Source organism: Candidatus Igneacidithiobacillus taiwanensis, from assembly GCF_031962545.1.
Classification (GTDB): domain Bacteria; phylum Pseudomonadota; class Gammaproteobacteria; order Acidithiobacillales; family Acidithiobacillaceae; genus Igneacidithiobacillus; species Igneacidithiobacillus taiwanensis.
Map to the genome: position 1 here is coordinate 1 of NZ_JAVRKK010000053.1, position 13,313 is coordinate 13,313.

Genomic DNA, 13,313 nt, shown 5'->3' on the forward strand with positions numbered 1-13,313 from the left:
TACCCGGTAAAACCCCCGGATCCGGTACCCGACATGTTGAACCTGCATGGCACTCCTCCCTCGCCAAAGAAGTGCCAAAGGTTTGTGAACTTATGCAGGGATTGCCGAATTTTTCGGATAAATGCTCGATGCAGTGGCGGTGTGCGACCAGTCGCATGGTGTCGAGATGGCTGGGTCGACCCTGCAGCCGCTCCAGGCGAAAGTTTGGCAGTTTTTGATTGCTACAGTGCTGCATCGCCCGATTGGCGGCGTCTTCGTCATTACAGATGAGGAGTAATTCGCAACCTGCAGCGAGGGCGCTATCGACGCGTGCAGCGATGTCCCCCGCCAAGCATGCCCCTGCCATGCTGAGATCGTCACTGACAATCACCCCGGTGAAACCCATTTCGTTGCGCAACAATCGCTGCAGCCAGTAGGAAGAGTAGCCCGCCGGCAGACTATCACAGGCGGAGTAGCGCACATGCGCTGGCATGATGGCGGGGATGCCTGCCGCCACCATGCGTCGAAAGGGGCGCAAGTCTTCTTCCAGCTCGCTGCGCGAGCGGGAATCCTCGGGTAGCTCGTGGTGGGAATCGGCGGCAACGTTGCCGTGCCCAGGAAAATGCTTGGCGACCCCCGTCAGGCCCTGGCGATCCATGCCCTGCCAGAGGTGACTGGCGAGTTCGCCAACCAGGAAGGGATCCCGATGCAAAGCGCGGTCGCCAATGACGGAGGAAACACCGGCATCGAGGTCGATACAGGGGGTAAAATCGATATCGATGCCCAATTGTCGCAGTTCATAGCCCAGCAATTCTCCCCAGATCTCCGCCGTACCGCGGGCCGCATCGAGGCCTTCGCCCTCAGCCATCCGTCCGAGGCTGGCTTGGGGCGGAAAGCGGGTTACTCCCGAACGCAGGCGTTGCACTCGTCCGCCCTCTTGGTCGATGGCGATGAGCAGCTGGGGATCGCGCAGGGCATGGATTTCGGTACAGAGCTCCTGCACTTGCTCGGCACTTTCGCAATTGCGGGCGAAGAGGATGATACCGCCCACCGCGGGGTGTAATAGACGCTCACGATCCGCGGCCCGTAACTGTGGGCCGGGAATGTCGATCATCAGCGGGCCTAGGGGAAGTTTAGTCGGCGTGTTCATGCGTCTCGCTCTTATCCTTGGCATCCGGTTGCACCAGCTGCATGCTCTTGTCCATATCGATGGGTAGGTTGATGTTGGGAAGCTTGCTTGGCATGCCGCGCACATGCACGGGAACGATCATCATGCTGAAGCCATCTTTTTGCAGCCGATCTTGGATGATGAACGAGACCTCATCGTGGAGAATCCCCCAGAGCGCACTATGTTGGCTCGAATCGATTACCCGTCCGGCAAAGAAGATGCTGTTGGGGAAGTAGCGAATGGCAGCATTGGCGAGATCTTCCATCGCTTGAATGCGATCCGTGCCGTAGGTGGCAAACCAAGTGGCTGCCATGCCATGGGAGCGGCAGTAGGCAACATATTGGTTGGCTTCCGCTTCGGTATAGACCTTGAGTTGCTCCACCGCCTCGATACCCTTGAACTCGCCCTGGCCCACGATTCCGGCCAGTAGGAACACATAATTGTGCACCAAGCCCTTCACCATGCGATGGGCCGTGAGCAGGGTATGTAGGCCAACACCGTCGAAGCGATTGACGAAGAATACCGCCGTGCTCGCTCGCGGATCCAAAGGTAGCACGGGGCCGGGCTCGAGGTTTTCCGGAACTACGTCGAGCATGGTTTCGTCCAGTTCCTGGGTGCGCTTGCTGATGGCGCGGTAGTGACGATAGATGAAGTAGCCAACGATGATGACGACGCCGGTGATCGTCAGTGTGAACCAGCCGCCGGCATCAAATTTTTCGAAGATGGTGATGATCAGGATGCTTCCGGTAACCAGAAGCCCAACGAAACTGACCGTGAGCTTCCACAACCAAGGCTGGCCGCTCTTGCGCTGACGTAACCAGTGGCGGCTCAGGCCGGCCATGGTAAGGGTGAAGGTGATGAACACGTTGATGCTGTAGAGCACTACTAGCACCCGTACGTGGCCTCGGGTAGCAAGGAGTATGGCGATGGCAGAAAAGCCGATGAGGAGAATGCCGTTGCGGGAGACAAAGTTGTCGGAGAGGTAGGAAAAGCGCTCCGGCAACCAGCGATCGACGGCCATGTTGGCCATGACGATGGGCGCGGTGATGACACCGGTATTGGCAGCAACGAAGAGCAACAATCCTTCGCTAATCAGGGTAAAGAGGGTGACCCAATACCCCCAGTTGACGCCAAAGGCCAACCAGTTGCCGGTGATATCGCGGTAGAGGGCGGCATTGAGGGTCTCGCCGCCGTGTGCCTCGACGCGGTAGAGCAGGTAGAGAAAAATCAGGCTACCGGCCACCAAGGACAGGGAGCTGGCGAGCAGAGTCATGGTGCGTTGGCCGGTCTGTACTCTGGGCTCGCGCATGATGTGTACGCCGTTGGCGACCGCCTCCAAGCCGGTGTAGGTACCGCCACCAAGACTAAAGGCGCGCATCACCAAAGCAGCAATGAAGAACCATCCGTACTCCATGCTATCTTTTTGAGCGCCGTGGATGGTCGCCTCGGCAATGTGAGGAAAATCCCCGGCATGGCTCAATAAGCCCCAACCCAGGACGATGGCATGGGTGAGCAGAAAAGCAAGAAAGATGGGCAGGAGGACCTTGATCGATTCCTTCATGCCGCGCAGGTTGATCAATATTAGAAAGAGCAGGATGACGACGTCGAGAAGGATACGCTCCTGATACCAGTAGGGGGGCAGAATGCTGAGTACCGCCTCTGTCCCCGAAGCCACCGAGATTGCTGCCGTAAGGACGTAATCGACGATCAATGCCGAGCCGCTGACGAGGCCGGCGAAGGGGCCAAGCAGGGTGGTGGCGGTATGGTAGCCACCGCTCCCCTCGGGGAAGAGGGCAATAACCTGCTTATAACCTGCGGCAATGATAAAGACCGAAAGGGGAATGCCAATCGCCAACAGTACCGAGAGGTATTCGTGCCCCTTGAGAGCATAGTAAATCTCCGGGGGACCGTAAGCAGAAGAGGAGAGAGCATCGGAGCCCAGACCCACCCAGGCAAGAAAGGCTGCCAGGGAGAGGTTCTCGAAGAGCTGCGGATTGAACACATCGACCGCGCGCTTGAAACGAGGAAAACGAAAACGTGCCATTCAGGTACTCCTGTTCGGCCAGGGAAAAGACGAGAGGGTATCGCCGATGAGAACCGGTAGCCCCGCGCCGCAGCGCGGGAAGAGATCGATGATGGCTGTGGGCGCAAGGCGCACGCAGCCAGCGGAGACAGCCTGCCCTAACTGATCTTCGCGGCCGGTACCGTGCAAGTAGATATAGCGACGGAAGGTATCGACGTTACCGCCGCGGTTGCGGCCTGGCTCCAAGCCGCAAAGCCAGAGGATGCGCGCCAAAATGGGGTCGCTGTGGGTGCTATCCGGCTGCCAGCGCTCGCCATCGCGCCAACGGCGCCCGCGCAGTACGGCGTCGGCGGGCAAGCCCTCCCCGATGCGGGCGCGTATGTAGTGCCAGCCGCGGGGGGTTTTGCCGCTATTGCGCTCTTCCCCCAGCCCGGCTCTGGCCGTCGATACGGGATAAACGCGCAGCGCTTCGCCAGCGCACATCTCCCAGAGCTGCTGCTGGCCGGGTTGAACCCAGAGCCAGTGCATTGGCAAATCAACGCTCAAAGAGGGCAACGGACTCGACATGGACGGTATGGGGGAACATGTTGACGATGCCGGCGGCACGTAAGCGAAAACCGAGCTGCTGTACCAAAAAACCGGCATCGCGGGCGAGGGTGTCGGGATTGCAGGAGACGTAGACCAGCTTGCGAATATTGGGCCCGACGCCCTTGAGAATCTCGATGGCACCGCTGCGCGGCGGGTCGATGAGGAGCTTTTGTACCGCATAGCCGGCCAGGACCTCGTCGAGGGATTCCTGGGTCAGGTCGGCACAGCGGAACTCCACCTGCCCGGCAAGCCCATTGGCAGCGGCATTGGCACTGGCCAAATTGGTGAGGCGACGCTCGCCTTCCACGCCGAGGACCTTGGCACCAGAGCGGGCTATGGGCAGGGTGAAGTTCCCCAGCCCGCAGAAGAGGTCTGCAATTTTTTCGCCAGGTTGGGGATCAAGGAGGGTTAGCGCACGGCGGATCAATACCGGGTTGATGCTTGCATTCACTTGGGTAAAGACCAAGGGGGTAAAGTGCAGGCGCAGGTCACATTCGGGGAGGTCATAGTAGAGGGGCTCGGGATCTTTTTCGCTGATGCACTGCAGACTGTCGGGCCCGGCGCTTTGCAGCCAGATCTGCAGGCCGTGTGTACGACCAAAATGCGCGAGCAGCTCCCTATCCTCCTCCGGCAATGCCTCCAAGTGTCGTACCACCAGGGCGGCAACGGTATCGCTGCAGGCGACCTCAATTTGCGGGATGCAGCGTGGGTTCTGCAGCCGGGCGAGAAGCGCACGCAGGTCTAGGATTCTCTCCCCGACCCGCGGATCAAGTACCGCGCAGCTCTCCATCTCGGCAACATAGCTCGAATGATACTCGCGAAAGCCGACGAGTACCCCACGGGTGGCCGGCACCCGCACCGAAAGCCGCGCCTTGCGTCGGTAGCCGTAGCTGGGGCCGGCAATGGGCGGTAACAGTCTCTCTGCACGTACCTTGCCGAGTTGCCAGAGCTGCTCTTCCAGATGCCGCTGCTTGACCGCCAATTGTGCCGAGACTTCGAGGTGCTGCAGGCTGCAGCCGCCGCAGACCCCAGCATGGGGACAGCGCGGCGGCACGCGTTGGGCGCTGGCACGCTCAACCCGCAAGAGCCGCGCGCGATCGTAGCGTGGGGTTCCCTCGTACACCTGCGCTTCCACGAGTTCGCCGGGAAGGGCGCCGGCCACGAAGGTGACTTTACCCTCGTCGCGCCCGACCCCAACGCCGTCACCATCGAGCGAGGTAATCGCCAGACGACGAGGCGGGACGCCGCGTATCGGTTTGGGTCTGGTCATGGAAGGTGGAGGGCAGGCCTATTTACGCTGCCATTGCCCATTGGGGCCTTGTACCCAGTAGCCTGCCGGTGCCTTGGCAATCCAAGCCTTGGCAAAACTCTCCTGAATTTGGCTGGACCATTCTGGATGCCCATTGGCATTAGCAATCTGAGCGTAGAGATTTTGCAAGGCGCTGTTGTAGCTGCTCACCAGGCCGGGCAAAGAGGCGCGCTCAGCGAGCGGCACGGCGGCAGCATCGCGCAGGGCGACGAGGCCGTCGTTGGTATAGCCGATGGCGCCGCTGGCAAAATAGGGGCCGAGTTGCCGCGCCTGCGCCTCGACGCTGGCCTTTGCCGCTTGCACCGCGGGACTCGAGGCATTGAGATCGGCAGCGGCGCGGGCGGTGCCGCTCACCGACTGGAACACCGCATTACCAAGATAGCCGAGTACCTGCTCGGGGCCGAAGTTTCTGCTGGGGCGCTGCCAAGCACTCGGCGCTGCCGAGGCGCTGGGTGCCGTAGGAGATGCCGCTTGTGGTTTGGTCTCGATTTCCACCCGTCCTTGCTGCGCTGCGTGGTAAACCTGATCGACGACTTGATCGGCCAGCTTCTGCGCTGCGGCGGCAGGAAAATAGATATTGACCGTGACGCAGGCCGCCAAGCTCAGGGAAAGAGCGAGTACGGCAAGGGCTGCAAGACCCCGACGAATACTGTTCCCAATCACGCTTCAATCTCCAGTGGCAACCGGTGTTTTTCCTTCCATCACAGCGCGCAGGCGACTCAGCAACTCCTGCCAGTTACTACGTCGATTGTACCCGATGATATTCACCTGGGGTACCCCTTGCCCTTTCAATAGGTAAAACCCGCCGTGGGGAGCGTTGGCGACGCCGGAAAGATGGGCGATACCGTCTTGCAGACGCACGCCGGCACCGAGCTGGGCGTAGCCAAACTCCCGAAAGAATCGCAAATAGATATTCTGGACAAAGCCGCTGATGCCGCCGCCGCCCAGACGCGTGAGCTTTTCGATGGCAGCGGCACTGATTTTCTGTGAAATTTTTGGATTTTTGCGGGTGGCGATCCGGGCATCAAAAGCCACCGGCTGCCAGTTGAGCAGGGTCAGATGCTCGATTTTTCCGTCCAGGACCCCGCTGATGTAACCCACGGGAAAGACATCGGTAAGAGGCTTGAGTTGCAGGCCGCGCAGATCGATATTGGTTTTCAGCAACGGAGAAGGGCCGAAGAGGCCATCCAATTGCAGGCCGTGAATGTCGATCGTGCCGCCAAAGGCGTCGGCGTGCAGAACGCTATCGGTGACGAGGTTCCCGTTGTGATACAGCAAGCGAGGAATGACCGCACTCAGCCGGCCCGTAAAATGGGGCCAGCCAAAGGTGTGGGTGAGGGAGCCGAGTTGGATCTGCCGGATGGCGCCGCCAAGGACAAAACTGGGCGAATTGCCTTGCCAGTTGGCACGCAGACGTTCGATCTGCAGGCGTCCGCCCAGCACCGAGACCGCTGCTGGCGTCGTCAGCTGCGCGGCGTTGGCGCGCAGCAAAAAACGGGCGTCGAGGGGACCAAAGGGGATGTCGTAAAAACGGCCATACAGCCACTGCAGCTGCGCCTGCGACGCGCCCGCGCCGCGTTGCCAGCGCCCGAGGCTACGCAGGTCATGCAAGGCAAATTGCTTCTCCGGATCGCGCAAGCCGCCGTCGCTGAGTTGCCATTGCAGCGCTTGTAGACCACCGGCATAGCGGCCTGAGAGCTGCAACCGGCCCTGTGCTTGCAGGCGATGGGCGAGGCCGGTGTTGGGCAGCAAGGGGCGCAGCCCTATCTGCCAGAGGGGGCCGAGGGCCAGGGTGGCCTTCTCGAGGTCGACGGTGAGCGGCGCGCGGCCCATCGGTCCGCGGAGAGCAAAACGGGCATCGCCAAGCTGTGGCCAGTGCAATTGCGCCTGCGTAACCTGCCAGCCCGTTGGCGTATACCGCCAATCTCCCTGCAGGCGCAGAGGAGAGCTGCCAACGCTAACGTACCAGGGACTCCAGAGCAGGGCGCCCTGGGGGCAATGGAGCTGCGCCTGACCTTCCCAAGCGCCGCGCCGGCGTTTTGCCGTCACGTCGAGGTCGAGCTGCCCGTTCTGCGCCGCCTGCAGACCACTCGGGCTGGCAAACTGGAATTGGCGCAAAGCTAGCTGTAGCCCCACGCTGCTTACCTTCGTGAGCGTTGCTCCCCGCGCTGTCAGCTGTGCTGCAAAATTACCCTGGGGTTGCCAGTTGGCAGGCAGAAACTGCCTCGCTATGAGATTCGCCGGACCGTTGCCGGCCAGTTGGGCCCGCCAGCCCCCCCTTCCGAGAGCGGATCCGCGTATTTGCCAAAGCCCGAGCTCCTTGCCCTGCACGCGACCACGCATCTGGCCGTATTGCAAGGTGCTGTCGATATTCCCCTGATACTGGAGCTGCAGATTACCGAGCTCTGTTCCCTGCAGCGCCGACTGCAGCCGCAGCTGCCAATGTCCATGCTGGTCGGCAGTTTGCCCCTGCGCGGAGGCCGCTTGCCAGTGCAGCGCTCCCGCCCCCTGCAACTTGCCGCCGCGCAGTTGCCAGTGCAGTTGTTGCGGACTGCGGCCTTGGGCGCGGATGCGCAGATTTTGCAGTTGCAGTTGTGGTCCCTGGATGCTGGCGGCGCTGATTTCCAGGACCGTGGTTGGGGCAAGCATGCCTAGGCCGGGAAGACCCCGGTGGAGAGGTAGCGGTCGCCGCGATCACAAATGATGGCAACCAAGTAGCCCTGCTCGAGCTCGGCTGCCAGTCGGACTGCGGCAGCTACGGCGCCACCGGAGGAGATACCCGCCAGGATTCCCTCCTCGCGGGCCAAGCGCCGGGTCATCTCTTCTGCCTCTTCGGTGCTGACGTCAAAAATCCGATCCACCATCCCCGGCTGGTAAATCTTGGGCAGATATTCCACCGGCCAGCGTCGAATACCGGGGATCTTGGCGCCAGCGGCGGGCTGCACGCCAATGATCTGAATGTCGGGCTTGACCTGGCGTAGATAGCGACCAGTGCCCATGATCGTGCCGGTGGTGCCCATGGCCGAGATGAAGTGGGTGACCTTGCCGCGGCTATCGCGCCAGATTTCAGGCCCGGTGCTGCGGGTATGCGCTTCCGGGTTATCTGGGTTGGAGAATTGATCGAGCATAATGGCTTCGCCCGCCGCGACAAGGGCACGAGCACGATCGATGGCGCCTTCCATGCTCGCTTCGGCCGGAGTGAGTTCGATCTCGGCACCAAAAGCGCGCATCACCTGGCGCCGCTCCATACTCATGTTTTCGGGCATAACCAAGGTGATTTTCAGACCTTCCACCGAGGCGGCCATGGCCAGTGCAATGCCGGTGTTGCCACTGGTGGCCTCGACGAGGCGCTGGCCGGGGCGGATCTGACCGCGCTCCAGGGCGCGACGGATCATATTCAGGGCCGGACGGTCCTTTACCGATCCGGCGGGGTTGTTGCCCTCGAGTTTGCCAAAGATCTGCACCTGCGGCTTGGGACTCAGGCGCCGCAGGGCGCAGAGAGGAGTATTACCGACAAAATCTGCCAATCCGGCCATGCGCCCACTCCTTCGGATAATCGCTTACTCTAGGCTACCACCGCCCCCGCATGGACCCAAGGGCCGCTGCTCATTATCATGGCTACACTAGGGAGCAGGGAGGGGAACGTTCATGAGTAGCAATGCCGCGGTACAGCCAGTGCATCACCACGAGCATCATCACCACACCCAAATTGGCTGGCTCCGCGCGAGCGTACTCGGCGCCAATGATGGTCTACTCTCCACCGCCGCCCTCCTAACCGGGGTAGCGGCCGGACAGGCGAATACCCATGCCCTGCTCCTTGCCGGGGTAGCGGCCTGGGTGGCTGGCGCCTTTTCCATGGCCGCCGGGGAGTTCGTCTCCGTCAGTTCCCAAGCCGATACCCAGGCCGCTGATTTGGCCATCGAGGCGCGGGAAATCCATAAAAATCCAGAACTAGAACTCCTCGAACTCACCCGTATCTACTGTGGTCGCGGGCTCGACGAGGCCCTCGCGCGGCAGGTGGCCGCCCAGCTCATGGCGCACGACGCCCTCGGCGCTCATGCCCGCGACGAGCTCGGCCTGACCGAAGTCGCCCAAGCCCGCCCTTTGCAGGCCGCCGCAGCTTCCGGCCTCTCCTTCTCCGTCGGTGCGATATTTCCGATCCTCGCCGTCCTAATCGCCCCCTCGGCAATCTTGCTGCCTACTCTGTACGTCTTGACCCTGGTGCTATTGGCTAGTTTGGGCGCGTTGGCGGCCTGGGCGGGTGGGGCATCGATTGGGCGCGGCACGGCGCGGGTGCTCGTATGGGGTGCTCTCTCGCTGCTCGCCACGACATTGATCGGCCATCTACTGGGGACGTCGGTGGGATGAACCCGCCCGTATGGCACCTGTATCCCGACGCAGAACGCTTGGCAGAACGGCTGGCAGCGGCAATTGCGCGTTTGGCTGCAGAGGCCATCGCGGCACGGGGGGCCTTCCACTGGGTCTTGGCTGGCGGGCATACCCCCCGGGCTGTCTATGATCGGTTACCGCGATATGGCGGGCAGTGGCAGCACTGGCACCTATATTATGGTGACGAGCGCTGTTTGCCTCCCGGCGATGCCGAGCGTAACTCCGCGTTGGTGAATAACACGGCGCTGGGGGATGTGCCCATTCCACTTGGGCAGCATCACGTCATTGCCGCAGAACTGGGTGCAGAAGCCGCCGCCGCGGCCTATGCCGTCGTTCTGCCGCGGCATCGCTTTGATCTGGTATTGCTCGGCATGGGTGAGGACGGCCACTGTGCCAGCCTCTTTCCCGGTCAGGAGGTGGGCTTTGCCACCGATGCGCCCGCCGTCCTGCCAGTCCACAACAGCCCCAAGCCACCTGCGGATAGGGTTAGCTTAAGTGCGGCAAGACTGCAGCAAACCCGAGCCTTGTTTTTTGCGGTCACGGGTGCAAGCAAAGCACCGGCTATTACGCGCTGGCGCGCTGGCGAAGATCTCCCCGCCACCCGCCTTGGCGCTGGGGCGGATGTGTGGCTCGACGCCGCTGCTTGGGGGCGTTGAGTATACTTGTTGGAACTCGCCCCTACGGGGTCGCTGAAAAAGTCGTGAAAAATCTTTTCGGATTGACGAATCCGAGAGGAAAACCCCCAATAATGGGCCATATTTGAGCCATTTTTGTCATTTTTATGGCATTCTCGCCAATTTCGCGAATTCCAGGCGCGCGAAACCCATCAGATCACTCCGAGTCGCGCCACGCGTACCAGGTTGTACGCGGTGGCCGCCGAGGAGAAGTGCATACCCACCCGGTCTAAACCCCGGAAGCGGGTTTTGCGCATGCCGCCCACCGTCTTCATCCAGCCGAAGATCGACTCGATGCGCCGACGGACGTGGATGCTCATCGCGTAGCCGGCGTGGCGGTCGTAGCCCTTGTCGGCACCAAGGGTGATGTGCTGGGTTCCGCCCAGATCGTCCACGAGTTGGACGGTGGCATCGGAACGCAGATCCTGACGGCGGGTGGGTTCCAACGCGAAGTGGAGGAATTCTCGCACGCTCCCTTGATCCAGCAGTCGATCCCGATTTTTGCTAAAGACCGTGGGCACCCAGACCGCATCGACCATGCCCAAGCCCACAAACCAGCGGAATAGCAGGTTGTAATTGAGCTGCTCGACCAACTGCCGCTCCGAGCGAATGCTGTAAAACACCTGTAGCAGCAAGGCGCGCAGGAGAAACTCCGGCGGGATCGAGGGACGACCGTAAGTGGCGAATACGACGCCGAAGTGACTGTCCATCTCCGCCAGAGCGCGATCCACAATGGCCCGAATCGCCCGCAGTGGGTGGTCTTGCGGCACCCGCTGCTCCGGGGAAAGGTAGCTGAACAGCCCTTGTGTCTCTACCTTGGCTCCACGCATCTTTCCAACCTCCACCGCACCGCTTTTCCCATTATACCACGGACTTTTTCAGCAGGCTCTTATATTACAATTCCATTGACATAGAATCATGGTGTGAATTGTGGTGGCGCGAATCACGCGTCATCCGCAAGGACGAACGCCTTATGAGTAGCAGTGCGAACGCTGACTGCGGCACCCCAGGGAAGGGTCTGCACGATGAACAAACCCATTTTTATGCTCGCTGCAGATAATCACCCCCTCACTGTCATCAAACTGTCATAAAAGATTCATCATACTGTCACATTCAATTTGTAGACTTGTAGCTGGTAGTACCTAACGAAGAGGAGATTGATCCTATGGAAAGCAACGCAAGCAACCCACCAAAACTCGGCGTCATAGACTCGCTAAACGACGCGCCCATCAGTTTTTTTCACCTCCGTGCTGCCTTCACGGCGGGCATGGGCTTCTTCACCGACGCCTACGACTTGTTCATCATCGGGTCGGCATTGGTGTACATCAAGCCCGAGTGGCACCTCGGTGATACTCAGATTGCCTTCTTGGGCAGTATCTCCTTAGTGGCGGCATTCCTCGGCGCCTTCATTTTTGGTCGATTGGCCGACGTAGTAGGTCGTAAGCGAATTTATGGCATGGAAGCGCTCCTCATGGTCATCGGCGGCCTTGCCTGCGCTTTTGCGCCGAGCTTCCTCTGGCTACTAGTTTTCCGCGTCATTTTAGGTATCGGCATTGGGGGTGATTACCCGATGAGTGCCGTTCTAATGGCGGAGTATGCCAACGCCAAGAAGCGTGGTGCACTAACATCTCTAGTTTTCGGTATGCAAGGGCTGGGGCTTGCCTTTGGTCCCGTCGTTGCCCTGACTTTGGAAGCGTCTGGCCTGCCGCCGGATTCCATTTGGCGGATTATGCTTGGCATAGGCGCGCTTCCCCCCTTGGCTGTGTTGTATCTTCGCCGCACGATGCCCGAGTCCCCACGGTACAAAGCGCTGGTGCGCGGTGATATTGACGAGGCAGCCAAAGATATGGCGACCTATTCCTCTGGACAGGTAACTTCCAAGGTCGAAAAAAAATTCAAGCCCTCCCGTATCAGTCTGGGTCAAATGCTTAGTAATCCCAAGTATCTGATCCTCATCCTGGGCACCGGTGGTGCTTGGTTCCTCAATGACTACGCCTTTTACGGTAATGCGATTTCCACCCCAGAGATCCTGAAACTGGTAGCACCAAATTCCTCGAACATCACTGGTAGCGCATGGGCACTGATGATCTTTGCGATCTTCGCTATCCCCGGCTATCTGGCTTCCATCTTCTTCATGGATGCGGTGGGCCACAAGCGTCTCCAAATGATTGGCTTCGGGGTTATGGCGGCAGCATTTGCGGCAATCGCCTTGGTTCCTGGGATTACCGATGAAGTCGTGCCCTTTTTGTTGCTCTATGGTGTCAGCTTTTTCTTCATCGAGTTTGGGCCGAATTGCACGACCTTCGTGATGCCTGCTGAGGTATTCCCCACGAGTATTCGGACCACGGGACATGGTATGGCTGCAGGCATAGGCAAATTCGGGGCCTTTGTTGGTACCTTTGTTTTTCCATACATTAGTGCTGCTGGAGGAGTCAAGGGAGCAATGCTCTTCTCTGCCGGCGTGTCGGTACTAGGTGTAATTCTTACGAAGCTGACTCTGCCCGAGCCAAGCGGAAAAACACTGGAAGAGATCGGCGGGGAGCATCATGCGCTGTCTTCCGACGCGGTAGTCCTCCCAACGGCAAGTGTTTAAACCAGGATAGTCAAAAATTAGATGGGCACGGTGGTTACCGTGCCCTTTTTAGAGTCAGGTGATGAATGAGATGCTCATGGAAAAATGCGACGCTCAGTATTCTGATATCATTCACGTTGATAAAAGTGGACGTCTTATTTTTGTTCATGGTCAACACGTAAAGATGTCTGCAGAGCTGTATCGTATCTTTCTGATGCTGTATGAAAATAGGGAGCAGGTGATACCATCTGAAGAAATTTATCGAGATATCTTTCCCGAACGAGAAATGTGCCCAAATTTTTTGTCAGTTTACGTGTGTAGATTGAGAAAAAAATTGGAACAGTATGGTGTTGAAGACTGGATACAATCGGTTCACGGTGTTGGCTATCGACTCTATTTTCCTTCTCAAAAGAAAAACGGGCAAGATTCTTTACAATAAACCTGAAACACATTTAATAGCTATGCGTTGTACCTATTTAGATGATTTTGCGCGAACGACTGCTATCGCTGAATTCTGTTGAAAAACTCGCCGAAAGAGGCGCTTTTTTGGTCTGACGGCTCCGTGGATAGAGCTTTTCGCGGTTTTGCCGTGGCCGAATTGCTTCGTTGCG

At 59.3% G+C, this 13,313-nt stretch carries 12 protein-coding genes; 4 read left to right on the forward strand and 8 right to left on the reverse strand.

Features of this window, described 5'->3' with window-relative positions:
* The 7 genes from nagZ to cysM all read right to left on the reverse strand — a co-directional run.
* The coding region (gene nagZ, locus RTI30_RS08210; protein ID WP_312274811.1) for a beta-N-acetylhexosaminidase at nt 1-1,129 on the reverse strand (1,129 nt) is incomplete at its 3' end.
* The gene (locus tag RTI30_RS08215; protein ID WP_312263038.1) at nt 1,113-3,191 is read right to left on the reverse strand and encodes an APC family permease; all 2,079 of its coding nucleotides are present in this window, start codon (nt 3,189-3,191) and stop codon (nt 1,113-1,115) included. The genes nagZ and RTI30_RS08215, both read right to left, overlap by 17 nt.
* Nucleotides 3,192-3,716: a L,D-transpeptidase gene (locus tag RTI30_RS08220; protein WP_312283624.1), complete on the reverse strand. Its 525-nt coding sequence runs from the start codon at nt 3,714-3,716 to the stop codon at nt 3,192-3,194.
* Nucleotides 3,706-5,028 (reverse strand): 23S rRNA (uracil(1939)-C(5))-methyltransferase RlmD, encoded by a 1,323-nt coding sequence (rlmD, locus tag RTI30_RS08225; RefSeq protein ID WP_312263036.1) that lies wholly within the window; start codon nt 5,026-5,028, stop codon nt 3,706-3,708. The genes RTI30_RS08220 and rlmD overlap by 11 nt, the downstream gene beginning before the upstream one ends.
* A gap of 18 nt (nt 5,029-5,046) precedes the next feature.
* Nucleotides 5,047-5,730 (reverse strand): YdbL family protein, encoded by a 684-nt coding sequence (locus RTI30_RS08230; RefSeq protein ID WP_312263035.1) that lies wholly within the window; start codon nt 5,728-5,730, stop codon nt 5,047-5,049.
* Nucleotides 5,731-5,733: 3 nt separating this feature from the next.
* Nucleotides 5,734-7,716 carry a hypothetical protein gene (locus tag RTI30_RS08235; protein WP_312263034.1) on the reverse strand — a complete coding sequence of 661 codons (1,983 nt, stop codon included), beginning with the start codon at nt 7,714-7,716 and terminating at the stop codon, nt 5,734-5,736.
* Between the two features lie 2 nt (nt 7,717-7,718).
* Nucleotides 7,719-8,603, reverse strand: coding sequence for a cysteine synthase CysM (gene cysM, locus RTI30_RS08240; RefSeq protein ID WP_312263033.1), 885 nt, complete (start codon nt 8,601-8,603; stop codon nt 7,719-7,721).
* A gap of 112 nt (nt 8,604-8,715) precedes the next feature.
* Between cysM and RTI30_RS08245 the strand changes: the two genes are divergently transcribed.
* A complete protein-coding gene (locus RTI30_RS08245) occupies nt 8,716-9,435 on the forward strand; it encodes a VIT family protein (RefSeq protein ID WP_312263032.1) in 720 nt (239 codons plus the stop codon).
* Nucleotides 9,432-10,112, forward strand: coding sequence for a 6-phosphogluconolactonase (gene pgl, locus RTI30_RS08250; RefSeq protein WP_312263031.1), 681 nt, complete (start codon nt 9,432-9,434; stop codon nt 10,110-10,112). Before RTI30_RS08245 ends, pgl begins: the two co-directional genes overlap by 4 nt.
* Nucleotides 10,113-10,282: 170 nt before the next feature.
* On the opposite strand, the gene RTI30_RS08255 is transcribed toward pgl, so the two are convergent.
* Nucleotides 10,283-10,960, reverse strand: a complete 678-nt coding sequence (locus RTI30_RS08255; protein WP_312263030.1) for a transposase — start codon at nt 10,958-10,960, stop codon at nt 10,283-10,285.
* A 437-nt stretch (nt 10,961-11,397) separates the two neighbouring features.
* Here RTI30_RS08255 and RTI30_RS08260 point away from each other — a divergent pair, with 437 nt between their 5' ends.
* Complete coding sequence (locus tag RTI30_RS08260; RefSeq protein ID WP_312283625.1) at nt 11,398-12,723, forward strand: MFS transporter; 1,326 nt, start codon at nt 11,398-11,400, stop codon at nt 12,721-12,723.
* 61 nt (nt 12,724-12,784) lie between these two features.
* Nucleotides 12,785-13,141 carry a winged helix-turn-helix domain-containing protein gene (locus RTI30_RS08265; protein ID WP_312263028.1) on the forward strand — a complete coding sequence of 119 codons (357 nt, stop codon included), beginning with the start codon at nt 12,785-12,787 and terminating at the stop codon, nt 13,139-13,141.
* The last annotated feature ends 172 nt before the right edge of the window (nt 13,142-13,313 follow it).

Bases quoted from the DNA above. Each gene is read 5' to 3' on its own strand.
- RTI30_RS08215 (WP_312263038.1), bottom strand. From the start codon at position 3,191: ATGGCACGTTTTCGTTTTCCTCGTTTCAAGCGCGCGGTCGATGTGTTC.
- rlmD (WP_312263036.1), bottom strand. From the start codon at position 5,028: ATGACCAGACCCAAACCGATACGCGGCGTCCCGCCTCGTCGTCTGGCG.
- RTI30_RS08235 (WP_312263034.1), bottom strand. From the start codon at position 7,716: ATGCTTGCCCCAACCACGGTCCTGGAAATCAGCGCCGCCAGCATCCAG.
- cysM (WP_312263033.1), bottom strand. From the start codon at position 8,603: ATGGCCGGATTGGCAGATTTTGTCGGTAATACTCCTCTCTGCGCCCTG.
- RTI30_RS08245 (WP_312263032.1), top strand. From the start codon at position 8,716: ATGAGTAGCAATGCCGCGGTACAGCCAGTGCATCACCACGAGCATCAT.
- pgl (WP_312263031.1), top strand. From the start codon at position 9,432: ATGAACCCGCCCGTATGGCACCTGTATCCCGACGCAGAACGCTTGGCA.
- RTI30_RS08255 (WP_312263030.1), bottom strand. From the start codon at position 10,960: ATGCGTGGAGCCAAGGTAGAGACACAAGGGCTGTTCAGCTACCTTTCC.
- RTI30_RS08260 (WP_312283625.1), top strand. From the start codon at position 11,398: ATGGGCTTCTTCACCGACGCCTACGACTTGTTCATCATCGGGTCGGCA.
- RTI30_RS08265 (WP_312263028.1), top strand. From the start codon at position 12,785: ATGAATGAGATGCTCATGGAAAAATGCGACGCTCAGTATTCTGATATC.